The organism is Pseudomonas sp. NPDC090233, assembly GCF_044772285.1.
Taxonomy (GTDB): Bacteria; Pseudomonadota; Gammaproteobacteria; order Pseudomonadales; family Pseudomonadaceae; genus Aquipseudomonas.
In genome coordinates, this window is sequence record NZ_JBIVYQ010000008.1 from 207474 (window position 1) to 221861 (window position 14388).

General features: G+C 64.4%; 17 protein-coding genes. 10 read left to right on the plus strand and 7 right to left on the minus strand.

The genetic code is table 11. The features are described 5' to 3' along the window. Window positions 1-16 precede the first annotated feature (16 nt). Window positions 17-1147: a bifunctional diaminohydroxyphosphoribosylaminopyrimidine deaminase/5-amino-6-(5-phosphoribosylamino)uracil reductase RibD gene (ribD, locus tag ACIQUF_RS22740; protein ID WP_403135711.1), complete on the minus strand. Its 1131-nt coding sequence runs from the start codon at window positions 1145-1147 to the stop codon at window positions 17-19. Between the two features lie 2 nt (window positions 1148-1149). Beyond that, the gene (gene nrdR / locus ACIQUF_RS22745) at window positions 1150-1614 is read right to left on the minus strand and encodes a transcriptional regulator NrdR (RefSeq protein WP_016393425.1); all 465 of its coding nucleotides are present in this window, start codon (window positions 1612-1614) and stop codon (window positions 1150-1152) included. Between the two features lie 105 nt (window positions 1615-1719). Here nrdR and ACIQUF_RS22750 point away from each other — a divergent pair, with 105 nt between their 5' ends. The 3 genes from ACIQUF_RS22750 to trxA are packed head-to-tail and all read left to right on the plus strand — an operon-like array spanning window position 1720 to window position 3736. Next, window positions 1720-2172, plus strand: a complete 453-nt coding sequence (locus ACIQUF_RS22750; protein ID WP_403135716.1) for a YbaY family lipoprotein — start codon at window positions 1720-1722, stop codon at window positions 2170-2172. Next, window positions 2173-2832 carry a class I SAM-dependent methyltransferase gene (locus ACIQUF_RS22755; RefSeq protein WP_403135718.1) on the plus strand — a complete coding sequence of 220 codons (660 nt, stop codon included), beginning with the start codon at window positions 2173-2175 and terminating at the stop codon, window positions 2830-2832. 31 nt (window positions 2833-2863) lie between these two features. Further along, window positions 2864-3736, plus strand: coding sequence for a thioredoxin (gene trxA / locus ACIQUF_RS22760; RefSeq protein ID WP_403135721.1), 873 nt, complete (start codon window positions 2864-2866; stop codon window positions 3734-3736). A 43-nt stretch (window positions 3737-3779) separates the two neighbouring features. Here the strand turns inward: trxA and ACIQUF_RS22765 are convergent, their stop codons facing one another. Beyond that, a complete protein-coding gene (locus ACIQUF_RS22765; protein WP_403135724.1) occupies window positions 3780-4124 on the minus strand; it encodes a hypothetical protein in 345 nt (114 codons plus the stop codon). Window positions 4125-4257: 133 nt separating this feature from the next. On the opposite strand from ACIQUF_RS22765, the gene ACIQUF_RS22770 reads away from it, so the two are divergent. From ACIQUF_RS22770 to ACIQUF_RS22790, 5 genes are all read left to right on the plus strand, one after another. Further along, window positions 4258-4830, plus strand: a complete 573-nt coding sequence (locus tag ACIQUF_RS22770) for a DUF2796 domain-containing protein (RefSeq protein ID WP_403135727.1) — start codon at window positions 4258-4260, stop codon at window positions 4828-4830. Continuing rightward, on the plus strand, window positions 4831-5541 hold the full coding sequence (locus ACIQUF_RS22775) for an ATP-binding cassette domain-containing protein (RefSeq protein ID WP_403135730.1): 711 nt from the start codon (window positions 4831-4833) through the stop codon (window positions 5539-5541). It begins immediately after the preceding gene. After that, complete coding sequence (locus tag ACIQUF_RS22780) at window positions 5541-6806, plus strand: ABC transporter permease (RefSeq protein ID WP_403135733.1); 1266 nt, start codon at window positions 5541-5543, stop codon at window positions 6804-6806. The genes ACIQUF_RS22775 and ACIQUF_RS22780 overlap by 1 nt, the downstream gene beginning before the upstream one ends. 9 nt (window positions 6807-6815) lie before the next feature. Next, complete coding sequence (locus tag ACIQUF_RS22785; protein ID WP_403135735.1) at window positions 6816-7331, plus strand: DUF3299 domain-containing protein; 516 nt, start codon at window positions 6816-6818, stop codon at window positions 7329-7331. 109 nt (window positions 7332-7440) lie between these two features. Next, complete coding sequence (locus ACIQUF_RS22790) at window positions 7441-8124, plus strand: OmpW family protein (protein ID WP_403135737.1); 684 nt, start codon at window positions 7441-7443, stop codon at window positions 8122-8124. Here ACIQUF_RS22790 and ACIQUF_RS22795 read toward each other — a convergent pair. Continuing rightward, window positions 8112-9314, minus strand: coding sequence for an MFS transporter (locus ACIQUF_RS22795; RefSeq protein WP_403135740.1), 1203 nt, complete (start codon window positions 9312-9314; stop codon window positions 8112-8114). The two genes, ACIQUF_RS22790 and ACIQUF_RS22795, sit on opposite strands and share 13 nt — an antisense overlap. Before the next feature lie 104 nt (window positions 9315-9418). Between ACIQUF_RS22795 and ACIQUF_RS22800 the strand changes: the two genes are divergently transcribed. Next, entirely contained in the window at window positions 9419-9850 is a 432-nt protein-coding gene (locus ACIQUF_RS22800; protein ID WP_403135741.1) for a winged helix-turn-helix transcriptional regulator, read from the plus strand. 105 nt (window positions 9851-9955) lie between these two features. On the opposite strand, the gene ACIQUF_RS22805 is transcribed toward ACIQUF_RS22800, so the two are convergent. From ACIQUF_RS22805 to ACIQUF_RS22815, 3 genes are all read right to left on the minus strand, one after another. Then, entirely contained in the window at window positions 9956-10888 is a 933-nt protein-coding gene (locus ACIQUF_RS22805) for an NAD-dependent epimerase/dehydratase family protein (protein WP_403135743.1), read from the minus strand. Continuing rightward, window positions 10881-11765, minus strand: a complete 885-nt coding sequence (locus tag ACIQUF_RS22810; protein ID WP_400798830.1) for a sugar nucleotide-binding protein — start codon at window positions 11763-11765, stop codon at window positions 10881-10883. The genes ACIQUF_RS22805 and ACIQUF_RS22810 overlap by 8 nt, the downstream gene beginning before the upstream one ends. A 121-nt stretch (window positions 11766-11886) precedes the next feature. Further along, on the minus strand, window positions 11887-12696 hold the full coding sequence (locus tag ACIQUF_RS22815) for a helix-turn-helix domain-containing protein (RefSeq protein ID WP_403135744.1): 810 nt from the start codon (window positions 12694-12696) through the stop codon (window positions 11887-11889). Between the two features lie 178 nt (window positions 12697-12874). Here ACIQUF_RS22815 and ACIQUF_RS22820 point away from each other — a divergent pair, with 178 nt between their 5' ends. Beyond that, entirely contained in the window at window positions 12875-14317 is a 1443-nt protein-coding gene (locus ACIQUF_RS22820; protein WP_403135748.1) for an alanine/glycine:cation symporter family protein, read from the plus strand. Window positions 14318-14388: the final 71 nt, after the last annotated feature.

The following is a 14388-nucleotide window of genomic DNA, read 5'->3' on the forward strand; positions in this document are numbered from 1 at the left end:
CGGGGCAAGCCCGGCATTATACGCCGGGCGCCGGCAGGGGGATGGCCGTGACCCGCCAGTCATCGCCCACTGCGCGCATTTCGGTGATTTTCAGCCTTGGCGCTTCGCTCATCTTGCTCAGCGGCCAGTCCAGCAGCGGCCGGGCCTGGGAACCGAGGAAGGTGCCAGCGACGAACAATTGGTACTCGTCGACCAGGCCTTGCTGGGCAAAGGCGCCGACCAGGCCGGCGCCGGCTTCCAGGAGGATCTCGTTGACCCCACGGGCGGCCAGGGCCTTCAGCAATGATGGAAGATCTACCTGGCCGTCGCCGCCGGGCAGGCTCAGCAGTTCGTGGCCGGCCTCGGCGTAACGCGGGTCACCGGTCTGGGCGGTCACCACCAGGGCTGGGCCGGCCTGGAAGAATGGGGCATCCAGCGGCAGGCGAAGACGGCCATCAATCAGTACGCGCAGGGGTGTGCGGCTCATCGCCAGGGCGGTGGTTTGTTCATCCAGGCCCAGCTCGGCAGCGCGCACGGTCATCCGCGCGTTGTCGGCCAGCACGCTGGCGGCACTGGTCAGCACCACACTGGCACGGGCCCGCAGGCGCTGCACGGCGGAACGGGCGGCGGGGCCGGTGATCCACTGGCTTTCGCCGCTGGCCATGGCGGTGCGGCCGTCCAGGCTCATGGCCAGCTTGGCGCGGACGAACGGCAGGCCACGTTCCATGCGCTTGAGGAAACCGGGGTTCAGGGCACGGGTTTCGGCTTCGAGCACGCCGCTGGCGACTTCGATGCCGGCATCGGCCAGACGCTGCAGGCCTTGACCCGCGACCTGCGGGTTGGGGTCCTGCATGGCGGCGACTACGCGCGCCACGCCCGCCTTCACCAGCGCTTCGGCGCAGGGTGGGGTGCGGCCATGGTGGCTGCACGGTTCAAGCGTCACGTAAGCACAGGCGCCGCGGGCACGCTCACCGGCCTGGCGCAGGGCATGCACCTCGGCATGCGGCTCCCCGGCGCGCACGTGCCAGCCCTCACCGACCACCTCGCCATCGCGGACGATCACGCAACCCACACGCGGGTTGGGGTGGGTGGTGTAGACGCCCTTGCGCGCAAGCTCCAGGGCACGGGCCATGTAGTGGGCGTCGAGGATCGCAGTCTGGCTCGGCATGCTCACTCTTTAGCCGGCTCGCGGGCCAGGCGGTCGATTTCTTCGCGGAATTCGTCGAGGTCCTGGAAGCGCCGGTACACCGAAGCGAAACGGATATAGGCGACTTCGTCGAGCTTGCGCAGCTCGGCCATCACCAATTCACCGACCACCAGCGACTTGACCTCACGCTCGCCAGTGGCGCGCAGGCGGCTCTTGATATGCGCCAGCGCAGCTTCCAGGCGTTCGACGCTGACCGGGCGCTTTTCCAGCGCACGCTGCATGCCGGCACGCAGCTTGTCTTCGTCGAAAGGCTGGCGGGTGCCGTCCTGCTTGATCAGCCGGGGCAATACCAGCTCGGCGGTTTCGAAGGTGGTGAAGCGCTCGCCGCAGGCGACGCATTCGCGACGGCGGCGCACTTGCTCGCCCTCGGCGACCAGGCGCGAGTCGATGACCTTGGTGTCGTTGGCACCGCAAAAGGGACAGTGCATGGTGGCAGGCAACAAAAAAAGGGAGGGCCATGGTAGCGCATCCCACTGGCAAGACAAGCCAAAGGGGTTAACATCCATGGAATTCTGTCCGTGAAGGATTACCCCATGCATCTTCGAGCGCTCGCCGTGCTGTGCTGCGCCGCCCTGCTCACCGCCTGTGGCAGTGACCGGCCCAAATCTGAACCAGCCCCCGCCCCCGCACCCGCCAAGGTGGCGAAAAAGGCCCAACCGCTCGGCCCCTTGCCGGCCTACCAGCGCGAGCTGAGCGGCACGTTGATGGCAATTCCGGCCGGCGCCGACGTGGAGCTGGCGCTGCTGATCATCGACGAGCGCGGCCGGCCGCAACAGCTGCTGGCCAGCAGCACCCTGACCGGCACCGGCCAGGCACTGCCCTACCAGCTGCGTTTCAACCCCGAAGCCTTTCCGGCCGGTGCGCGGGTAGAACTGCGAGGCCGTGCGAGCAACTCCGGGCAGTTGATCCTGCACCTGCCGCCCGTACGCATTACCCAGGCCCAGACCCAGGCCACCGGCCCGCTGCAATTCGAAAAGGCGCCGTAAGTGGCGCCGCTTGCCCTGCAACAGGCACTCAGTGGCCTGATCGGTGAGGCGCGTCTGGTGGTCAGCGAGTTGCCGGAGTGCCCGCTCAAGCTCTGGTTGATCGACGACCAGAACATGGACCGCGCATTCAGCAGCGAAGAAACCCGGCGCATTCTTGAAGAGCCGCCGTATTGGAGCTTTTGCTGGGCCAGCGGGTTGGCAATGGCCCGTTACTTGGCGACACACCCAGAGTGGGTGGCGGGCAAACGGGTGCTCGACTTTGGCGCAGGCTCCGGTATCGCCGGGATTGCCGCGGCGCGTGCCGGCGCCCTGGAAGTGGTGGCCTGCGACCTCGACCCGTTGGCCCTGCAGGCGTGTCAGGCCAATGCACTGTTGAACGGCGTGGAGCTGGGCTACAGCAGTGATTTCTTCAATGAAGCCGACCGATTCGACCTGATTCTGGTCGCCGATGTGCTCTATGACCGCGCCAATCTGCCGCTGCTCGATGCCTTTCTCGGCCGGGGTCGCCAGGCACTGGTGGCCGATTCGCGGGTCCGTGATTTCAATCATCCGCTGTATCGGCCATTAGGCGTGCTCGAAGCGCTGACCCTACCCGACCTGGCCGAGCCGCACGAATTCCGCCGGGTCAGCCTGTACCACGCCAGCCGCGAGCCTTTATAGTGGTGCCATTCACCGATTTGCGAGAGTCCAGATGAGTCAGGAAACGCCTTACATCTTCGACGCCACCGATGCCAACTTCCAGCAGCTGGTGATCGAGAATTCCTTCCACAAGCCGGTCCTGGTGGACTTCTGGGCCGAGTGGTGCGCGCCGTGCAAGGCGTTGATGCCGCTGTTGGCGAAAATCGCCGAGGGTTACCAGGGCGAGCTGCTGCTGGCCAAGATCAACTGCGATGTGGAACAGCAAGTCGTCGCCCAGTTCGGCATTCGCAGCCTGCCGACCGTGGTGCTGTTCAAGGATGGCCAGCCGGTCGATGGCTTTGCCGGTGCGCAGCCGGAGTCGGCGATCCGCGCCCTGCTCGAACCGCACGTGCAGATGCCGCCACCACCAGCAGCCTCGCCGCTGGAGCAGGCCAAGGGCCTGTTCGCCGAGAGCCGTTTCGCCGAGGCCGAAGCCTTGTTGCAGGCGCTGCTGGGTGAAGACAACAGCAATGCCGAGGCGCTGATCCTGTATGCCCGCTGCCTGGCCGAGCGCAATGAGCTGGGTGAAGCCCAGGTGGTGCTGGACGCAGTCAAGACCGACGAGCACAAGGCAGCGTTGGCCGGCGCCAAGGCCCAGATCACCTTCCTGCGCCAGGCCGCCAGCCTGCCGGAAGTCGCCGAGCTGAAGAGCCGCCTGGCGCAGAACCCGCAGGATGATGAAGCGGCTTACCAGCTGAGCATCCAGCAACTGGCGCGCCAGCAATACGAGGCGGCGCTGGATGGGCTGTTAAAGCTGTTCCAGCGTAACCGGGGCTATGAGAACGGGTTGCCGCAAAAGGCGATGTTGCAGGTGTTCGAATTGCTGGGAGGAGATCATCCGTTGGTGGGTGTTTATCGCCGTCGGCTGTCTTCGGCAATGTTCTGAAGCTGTTATGGGGCCGCTATCGCGGCCCCATGTGCTTTAGCACTCAACCGACCCAGTGATACACCGGGGCATCCGCCCCACTTTCCACCTTCACCTCACTGCTGTGCCGCAACCGCACCAGCAGCCGCTTACCCGCCGCCGTACTGCCCGTCAGCCCCTCCAGCCGATCAAGCAACTCCGGCCCGTTCATCTGCCCCGCCTGGCGTAACACCTCACGCGCCGCCGACCACTGCCCGTCATCCTGGCGCGACACCACAGGCGTAGTCGTTGCCGCCGCTTCGGTCACCACCGGCACTTCGATCTGCCGCCCCAACTGCGCCCACTCCGCCGGCTCCAGCTCGATGGTCAGGTCCACCGGCCAGTCACCAATCTGTCCACGAATTCTCACGATGATTTCCTTGATCGCAGGTCAATAGGGCCATGCTACAGCAACATGAAACCTGCGCCACGCAGGCTGGCGGCGCCGACAAAAGTTGTTATAACATTACTAAATCATTCACAGCCTGCTCCTGGAGTCGTTCATGCGTCGTCTGCTGCTTGCCCTGCCCTTCGCCCTGCTGCCCCTGGCCGTGGCCCATGCCCACGACGATCATGACCATGACCACGCCCACGGCACGCTCGGTGCTCACGAGCATGGCGTGGCCAAACTCAATGTGGTGCTCGACGGCAATACCCTGGAGCTTGAGCTGGACAGCCCGGCAATGAACCTGGTCGGTTTCGAGCACAGCGCCAGCAGCGACGCCGACAAGGGCAAGGTCGCCGCCGTGCGCCAGCAACTCGAACAGCCGCTGAAGCTGTTCGGCCTGGCAGCGGCAGCCGGTTGCAAGGAAGACGCTCAGGAGCTGGAGAGCCCGCTGTTCGGTGATGCGGCAAAGGATGACGACGGTGATGAACACGAGCACGGCCACCAACACAGCGACATCAATGCCCACTATCAGCTGAACTGTTCCGCGCCGGAAAAACTCACCCAGCTCGACCTCAGCCCGCTGTTCAAGACCTTCCCCGCCACGCAAAAGATCAACGTGCAGTTGATCGGCCCGAACGGCCAGAAAGGCCTGGAAACCTCGCCTGCCAAGGCCGTGGTCGCGTTCTGAATGAGCCAGCCACTGATCGACCTGCAGGACCTGGTGTTCGCCTGGCCAGGCCAGGCGCCGCTGCTGGAGATCCCGGCGTTGTGCCTGGACGCCGGCGAGGCATTGTTTCTCAAAGGCCCCAGCGGCAGTGGCAAGACCACCCTGCTGGGCCTGCTGGGCGGTGTCAACCTGCCGGGCCAGGGCCGCATCCGGCTGCTGGGCCAAGACCTCGCCGCGCTGGGCCAAGGCGCCCGCGACCGTTTCAGGGTCGACCACACGGGCTATATCTTCCAGCAGTTCAACCTGCTGCCGTTTCTGTCGGTGCGTGAAAACGTCGAACTGCCCTGCCGCTTCTCGCACAGCCGTGCCGAGCGTGCGCGGCAGCGCCATGGCAGTGTCGACCAGGCGGCTACCGAATTGCTCGCCCACCTGGGCCTGAACGACCCGACGCTGCTCGCCCGCCGCGCCGGCAGCCTGTCGATCGGCCAGCAGCAGCGCGTGGCCGCCGGCCGTGCGCTGATCGGCCAGCCGGAGCTGGTGATCGCCGACGAACCGACCTCGGCGCTGGATGCCGACACCCGCGAAGCCTTTATCCGCCTGCTGTTCGACGAGTGCCGGGCGGCCGGTTCCAGCCTGCTGTTCGTCAGCCATGACCAGAGCCTGGCACCGCTGTTCGACCGTCATTTGTCCCTGGCCGAGCTGAACCGCGCGGCCAAGCCCCGGGAGGCCTGATGTATCTGCTTCGCCTTGCCCTGGCCAGCCTGGCCAACCGCCGCTTCACCGCCTTCCTCACCGCCTTCGCCATCGCCTTGTCGGTATGCCTGCTGCTGGCCGTCGAGCGCGTGCGTACCGAAGCCCGCGCCAGCTTCTCCAGCACCATCAGCGGCACCGACCTGATCGTCGGCGCCCGCTCGGGGTCGGTGAACCTGCTGCTGTATTCGGTGTTCCGAATCGGCAACGCCACCAACAACATCCGTTGGGACAGCTACCAGCACTACGCCCAAGACCCACGGGTTAAGTGGGCGATCCCGATCTCGCTCGGCGACTCGCACCGGGGCTACCGGGTGATGGGCACCACCGGCGACTACTTCAGCCATTACCAGTACGGGCGCCGGCAACATCTGGAATTAAGCCAGGGCCGTGAGTTCGCCGATGATCCGTTCGAAGTGGTGCTCGGCGCCGAAGTCGCCGACGCCTTGCACTACAAGCTTGGCGACAAGCTGGTGCTGGCCCATGGCGTGGCGGCGATCAGCCTGGTCAAGCACGACGACAAACCGTTTACCGTAGTGGGCGTACTGAAACGCACCGGCACGCCGGTCGACCGGACCCTGCACATCAGCCTCGCCGGCATGGAGGCCATCCACGTCGACTGGCACAACGGCGTGCCAGCCCGTGGCGCCGGGCGCATCAGCGCCGAGCAGGCACGCGGCATGGACCTGCAGCCAGCGGCGATCACCGCGTTCATGCTCGGCCTGAACAACAAGATCGCCACGTTCAGCCTGCAACGCGAGATCAACGAATACCGCAACGAACCGCTGCTGGCGATCTTGCCCGGGGTCGCGCTGCAGGAACTGTGGAGCCTGATGGGCACGGCCGAACAGGCGCTGTTCGTGGTCTCGCTGTTCGTCGTGCTGACCGGGCTGATCGGCATGCTCACGGCGATCCTCACCAGCCTCAACGAACGCCGTCGGGAAATGGCGATCCTGCGCTCGGTGGGTGCCCGCCCCTGGCACATTGCCGGCTTGCTGGTATTGGAAGCCTTGGCGCTGGCGACGGCGGGGATCGTCGCCGGCCTCGGCCTTATGTACGCTGGCATCGCCCTCGCCCAAGGTTACGTGCAGGCCAGCTATGGCCTGTACCTGCCGCTGGCCTGGCCCAGCGCGCACGAGTGGACATTGCTGGCTATCATCCTCGGCGCCGCCCTGCTGATGGGCAGCGTGCCGGCCTGGCGCGCTTACCGGCAGTCGCTGGCCGATGGACTGTCGATACACCTTTGAGAGAACGCCATGCTTCGCGCGCTGTTGTTATCCCTGCTGATGTTCGCCGCCCCAACCTGGGCGGCGGAGCCCCACGAACTCGACTGGCCTGCACTGATCCCGGAAGGTGCACCGGTCATCCCGCCTCAGCTGGCACCCCTGCACGACATGTCGCAGCTGAGCAACGCGCTGTCCGCCGAATCGGCCCCCCCGGCGCGCCAACAGGCGCCCGATGCGCCGGTGGTCAAAAGCCTGGACGGCCAGCAGATCAAGCTGCCGGGCTATATCGTGCCGCTGGAAGTCAGCGAAGAAGGCCGCACCACCGAGTTTCTGCTGGTGCCCTACTACGGCGCGTGCATCCATGTGCCGCCACCGCCGTCCAACCAGATCGTGCATATTTTCAGCGAGATGGGTGTACGCGTCGAAGACCTCTACCAGCCCTACTGGATCGAAGGAAAGATGCAGGTTAGAGCCTCCAGCAGCGAACTGGCCGACGCCGGTTACCAGATGGAAGCCGAGAAAATATACGCTTATGAGCTGAAGTGAGAACTGTTTCGAATTCGTGAACACAGTTATTTGAGCTGGGTCAAACAATCGGTTTAGACCGCTCCGTACCATTGGACTACTCGATTAATAACGTCCTTTGGGAGCTTCCATGAACAAGTCCTTGCTCGGTGCCTCGCTTGTGGCCCTTGCGCTCGTCGCCCCTGCCGCCCACGCCTATCAGGCGGGGGACATGATCCTGCGCGCAGGCGCCATCACCACCGCCCCGAACGAAAGCAGCGGCGATCTGAAGTTCGACGGCAACAAGGTGTCGGGCACCAAGGCGACCCTGGACAGCGACACCCAACTGGGCCTGACCTTCGCCTACATGCTCACCGACCACATCGGCGTCGAGCTGCTGGCCGCCACGCCGTTCCAGCACACCGTCGGCGTCAAGGGCCTGGGCGGCGGCCTGGATGGCAAGCTGGCCGACATCAAGCAACTGCCACCGACCCTGTCGCTGCAGTACTACCCGATGGAGCCGAACTCGCGCTTCCAGCCCTACGCTGGCATCGGCATCAACTACACGCTGTTCTTCGATGAAGACCTGAGCAGCGAGCGCAAGCAACAGGGCTTCAGCAACCTCAAGCTGCAGGACTCGGTGGGCATTGCCGGCCAGCTGGGCATGGACTACATGCTCACCGACAACCTGCTGGTCAACGCCTCGGTCTGGTACGTCGATATCGACACCAAGGCCAGCGTCGATGGCCCGAGCGCACTCGGCTACAGCAAGACCAAGGTCAATGTGGAAGTCGACCCGTGGGTGTACATGGTCGGCCTTGGCTACAAGTTCTGATCATTGCAGTGAAGGGCGGCCGAGGCCGCCCTTTCTGTTTGCAGCCACAGCCAGTAACCCAGCGCTACCGCGCTGATCGCCATCCCCAACGCGCACACCGCGTGCCAGCCCCAGCGGGCGTACACCCAACTCGCCACTACCGCACCCAGGCCACTGCCAATCGAATAGCAGCACATGTAGGCGCCGATCAATCGGCTGGCCATCGCTGCGCGACCGGCCAACAGCAGGCTCTGGTTGGTGACGTGCACCGCCTGCACGGCAAAATCCAGCATCAGCACGCCGAGCGTGAACGCGATCAACGATTGCCCGACCAAGGCCGTGGGCAGCCAGGACAGCGTCAACAGTGCCAGCGCCAGACCCGTGGTGCGTTCGCCCGACCCTTGATCGGCCCACCGGCCGGCACGCGCAGCTGCCAATGTGCCGGCAATGCCGGCCAGGCCGAAAAGGCCGATTTCGGTATGGCTCAGCCCCAGAGGGGCGCTGCCCAGGGGCAAGACCATGCTGCTCCACAGTACGCTGAAGGCCCCGAAAATCAGCAAGCCGAACAGCCCTCGCCGACGCAGCAGGCGGTCGTCTCGATAGAGGCTGAACAGTGACTTGATCAGTGCCACATAACCCGAGCGATGCACCGGGCGGCGGCCTGCCGGCAGGCAGTAGCATAGCGCCAGCGCCATCAACAGCAGGCCCCCCGCCGCCACGAAGTAGACGCTACGCCAGCCGGCCACATCAGCGAGCGCACCCGACACCAGGCGCGCCAGCAGAATGCCCAGCACCACACCGCTGGTCACCGTGCCTACGGCCTGGCCCTGCTCGGCGGGTGAGGCAAGGGTCGCGGCATGCGCCACCATCACTTGCACCATCACCGCCATCAACCCGACCAGCGCGAGGGCTGCCAGCAATACGGCCCAGTCCTGCGCCATCCCGGCGGCGACCAGCGCCAACGCCGCGACCAGCAGTTGGCCGAGCACCAGGTGCTTGCGGTCGAACAGATCACCCAGCGGCACGATCAGAATCAGCCCCAAGGCATAGCCCGCCTGGGTTGCACCGACTACCCAGCCGATACGCGCTTGAGCAACGCCAAGGTCCGCCGCGATCGACTCCAGCAGCGGTTGGGCGAAGTACACCGTGGCCACGGCCATGGCGCAGGTGGCGGCGAGCAAAAGGGTTATCCAGCGTGTCGGCGAGTTCATCGGGTCAGCTCCTGCAAACCTGGTTTCAAATCAAAACCACTTACTGGCTATTTAGCAAATGTGGTTTTAATCTGCAACCAGATAAGCACAGCAGGTTAGGCCCGATGCTCGATGAAGTGAATGCGCAATGTCCCGTAGCACGGGCGCTGGAGGTACTGGGTGACCGCTGGGCGTTGATGATCCTGCGCGATGCCTTCGATGGCTTGCGACGCTTCAGTGAATTCCAGAAGAACCTGGGATTGGCGAAGAACATCCTCGCGTCACGGCTGAAGTTATTGGTGGAAAGCGGCTTGCTGCAGCTGCAGCCGGCGTCAGATGGCAGTGCCTACAAGGAATATGTGCTGACCGACAAAGGGCGGTCGGTGTTTCCGATCGTGGTGGGGCTGCGACAGTGGGGGGAGCGGTTTTTGTTCGCGGCGGGGGAAACGCGCTCGGCGTTGCTGGACAGTGCCAAGGGGCAGCCGGTCGAGACGCTTCGGGTGCTTGCCCAGGATGGGCGTGTGTTAGGGCCTGAAGACTGCGTCCGGAAGCGCTGAAAGCTTTGTGGGAGCGGCTTCAGCCGCGAACAACGGCGAAGCTGGTGCCAACCATCGCGTCGCTTGATTCGCGGCTAAAGCCGCTCCCACAGGGGGGCTTCGTTCTCAGGCCTTGCCGAGCAGGCGAGCCAGGCCTTCGACCATCGATGTCGGCTCCGGAAATTCGAACCGCGCCAGCAACCGCTGATTATCTGCCCGCGAGTGACGAATATCACCCGAACGCGCTTCATCGTAGCTGATCGCCGGCAAGCTCCCAACCACCGTTTCCAGCGCCTTGAGCAGCTGATTCAACGAAGTCGCCTGGTTCAGGCCGATATTCACCGCCCCCTCTTCTACCTGCGGCTGCTCCAGCGCCTGCACCATCACCTGCACCAGGTCGCCTACATAGAGGAAATCCCGGGTCTGCTCGCCATCGCCGAACACCGTGATCGGCAAGCCTTGAGTCGCCCGCTCGCTGAAGATGCTGATCACCCCGGAGTACGGCGAGGAAGGGTCCTGGCGTGGGCCAAAGATGTTGAAGAAGCGGAACACCACCGGCTCCAGGCCATGCTGGCGGCGGTAGAAGTCCAAATACTGCTCGCTGGCCAGCTTGTCCACCGCGTAGGGGGTCAACGGCGCCTTGGGCGTATCTTCGGCAATCGACTGGCCTTCGCCGTTGTTGCCATAAACCGCTGCGCTGGAGGCGAACAGCACGCGGCGCACACCGTGCACGCGCATGGCCTCGCAGACATTGAGGGTGCCGATGAAATTGCTCTGATGGGTCTTTACCGGGTCTTCGACCGAAGCCTGTACCGAGGCGACAGCGGCCAGGTGAACCACGGCGCTGCAGCCAGCCGCAGCACGCTGGACCAATGCGGCATCAGCCACATCACCTTCGATCAGTTCCAGGCGCGGATTTCCCAGTTGCAGGTTGTCGCGCTTGCCAGTGGAGAGATCATCGAGCACACGTACCGCGTAGCCTTTGGCCAGCAACGCATCGCACAGGTGGGAGCCAATGAAGCCGGCGCCGCCGGTGATCAGGATGGGGGCATCAGCCATGGCGGTAGAATCGGTCCAGTAGTGGCGGCAAACCAGCGCGCCAGGCACGCGGCTTGATGCCGAAGGTATGAAGGATTTTCTTACAGGCCAGCACCGCATTCTGCGGCTCTTCGCTGGCATCCGGCCGGGCGGCATGCGCCTGCGCGGTCGGCGCCTGCACCGCCAGCTGGCGATGCTGCCCGGCCTCGGTGAGGATCGCCTGGCCCAGCGCCAGCGGCGTGGTCGCCTCGTTGCCCGCGTAGTGGTAGGTGCCCCACAACGGCGCGCTGCAGTCGAGCTGCTTGAGCACCGAGAGGATGACCCGGGCGGCATCGTCGACCGGCGTCGGGTTGCCCCGGCGGTCATCGGCCAGCAGCAGCTCCTGCGGTTGCTCGGCGCGGGTCAGGAAGCGGCCCAAGGCACCGTCGATGCTCTCGTCCAGCAACCAGCCGAAGCGCAACAACACATGCTGCGGGCAAGCCGCGCGCACGCTCTGCTCGATGCGCCACAAGGCCTGACCACGCAGTCCCAACGGCACCGGCTCGTCCTTTTCGCTGTAGGCCGTGGCCCGCGAGCCATCGAACACCCGGTAGCTGGACGGCTGCACCAGGGTGATCTGATGGTGCTGGCACAACTCTGCCAGCCGCTCCACCGCCCGTTCCTGCAGCGCCAGGCGCTGTTCGCTGACCGACTCGGCCTGGAACCAGTCGAAGTAGTAAGCCAGGTTGACCAGGGCATCGGGGCGATGATCATCGAGCAACTGGGTCAGGCTGGCCGGTGCCCAGCCATCTTCCGGCGGGCGCGGCGCCAGGAATGCGATGTCCTCCTCGGCCCCGAGACGAATCAGCGCTTGCCCGAGGGCATTGCCACCACCCAACAGCATCAGGCGCATACGCATAGAGTCAGCAGATCCGAACAGGTTGATTGAGGAAAGAGGCCATTTTGCGGTTTCCGGGCGGGGAAGTCCAACATGGGTGGGGGGCCGGCGGGTGCCATGTGGCGCCCCACCCGGTAAAGACCTACTCGATCTCGAACAAGCCGTTACTGATCGGCCCCACACTCAACCGCTCGCGCACATCGTCATCGATCCGTGGGTCATCCGGCCGATACAACTTCACCTGGCGGTAGGCATTGATGCGGTTGATCTCTTCCCCCAGGTACTCCCATACCACGCGGGTGCAGGCCGGGTTGCGCCGGTCGCCGCTGGAAACGCCGGTCTTCAGGCCGTTCAAGCGGGTGATGCGACTTTTGAAGCTGGGGATGAGGATGGTCTGGCTCATCTCGTTCAGGGTCAGCGACTCGTAGTCGATGAGAAACACCCGGTCCTGCAACTGGAACGCCGCGCCCAGGTAGCGGCAACGCACTTCGGCATGCTGGTCGGTGGCGCTGGAGCGTTCTTGCCGCTCCTGGCGCTCGAAGAGGAAGCGGCCACGCTCTTCGCGCAGGTGCACCAGCGATACCAGGATGCTGCCCGGTACCGACATGCAATTGGAGTACTCGAAGTAGTAGCCGCAATAGCGTGACAGGTTGCCGGCGTGCTCCTGCAACGGACGGAACAGTTCGCTGATCGGGTCGCTGGGCTGGTCGCTCACTGCCGACACCCGGGCGCCGATCAGGCGGGCGAACTGTTCGGGCGGCACATTCAGTTCGTAATCCTCGACACCGAAGAAATCACCGATGCGCTTGAGGTTGTAAGCCGTCGGACGGCTCTGCCCACTCAGGTACTTGTTGAACTGCGCGCGGTTGATCGACAGCTGGCGGCAAACTTCGGAGATAGAGCGGTAGTGGCTGCAGGCCAGTTTGAGATTGGTAGCGAAATGATCGCTCATGGTCAGGATCCAGGATGACGCGAATGGCGCCAGTGTAGCATCAAGTCGCATCAAGTCAGAGCAACCCGCGAAATTGTAACCACTCTTGTCATGGCCAACCATGCGCCCCAACGATAGCGGTGCGCCTGCCGTCCGCTGGTCTTTTCACACGAAGAATAAGAATCGAGGTCATTTTCCAATGCTCGAAGTACTCAACGATTTCCTCTCGGGGAAGCTCCTCATCGTGTTGATCGTCGGTCTCGGCGGTTACTTCACCATTCGCTCGCGCTTCGTCCAGTTCCGCCACTTTGGCCACATGTTCGGTGTGTTCAAGGAATCGCTGCGTGGCCAGGCAGGCCAGCTGAGCTCCTTCCAGGCCCTGATGCTGAGCCTCGCCGGCCGCGTCGGCGCCGGTAACATCGCCGGTGTCGGCATCGCCGTGACCCTGGGCGGCCCAGGCGCGGTGTTCTGGATGTGGGTCACTGCGCTGGTGGGCATGTCCAGCAGCTTCTTCGAGTGCACCCTGGCCCAGGTCTACAAGCGCGCCGATGGCGACGGCCTGTACCGTGGCGGCCCGGCCTACTACATCCTGCATGGCCTGAAGCGCAAAAGCATGGCCATCGTGTTCTCGATCCTGCTGCTGGTCACCTACGGCTTCGCCTTCATCGGCCTGCAGTCGTACACCGTGACCCACTCGCTGCAGAACGCCTTCGCCTTCGACCCGAGCCACACCGGTATCGTCCTGGCCGTGCTGCTGGCCATCACCTTCATCGGCGGCATCAAGCGCATCGCCGCCGTGTCGGACCTGCTGGTACCGGTCAAGACCCTGGCCTACATCGGCGTGACCCTGTACGTGATCGGCACCCAGATCGAACATGTGCCGGCCATGCTGGAAACCATCTTCAAGAGCGCCTTCGGCCTTGACCCAGCGTTCGGCGGCCTGCTCGGCAGCGCCATCGTCATGGGCGTGAAGCGTGGCGTGTTCGCCAACGAAGCGGGCCTGGGCAGTGCGCCCAACGTCGCCGCCGTTGCGGCCGTGAAGCACCCGGGCGCGCAAGGCGTGGTTCAGGCCTTCAGCGTGTTCCTCGACACCTTCGTGATCTGCACCTGCACCGCGCTGCTGATCCTGCTGTCGGGCTTCTACACCCCAGGCTTCGAGGGTGACGGCATCGTCCTGACCCAGAACTCGCTGGCCGCCGTGGTCGGTGACTGGGGCCGCCTGTTCGTCAGCGTCGCGCTGTCGCTGTTCGTCTTCACCTGCATCCTCTACAACTACTATCTGGGCGAAAACAGCCTGCAGTTCCTCACCCGCAACCGTACCGTGCTGATGCTGTTCCGTGGCCTGGTGCTGGCGCTGGTGGTGTGGGGCTCGATGCAGGATCTGACAACGGTGTTCGCATTCGCCGACATCACCATGACCTGCCTGGCCTTCGTCAACCTGATCGCCCTGGCCCTGCTGTTCAAGGTCGGCCTGCGGGTGATGCGCGACTACGACGAGCAGCGCAAGGCGGGCATCAAGCAGCCGGTGTTCGACTCGGCCAAGTTCGCCGACCTGGACCTAGACCGCAATGCCTGGCCTGCCAATCCGCAGGCTGAAACGGCCGCTGACAATAGCGTCGGCCAAGCCCAGCCGCAGCGCTGATATCCTGCCCTGCCCAGCCGCCCCGTCCGTGGGCGGCTGCATACCCTCCGCTCACCGCTACGGATGCTTTC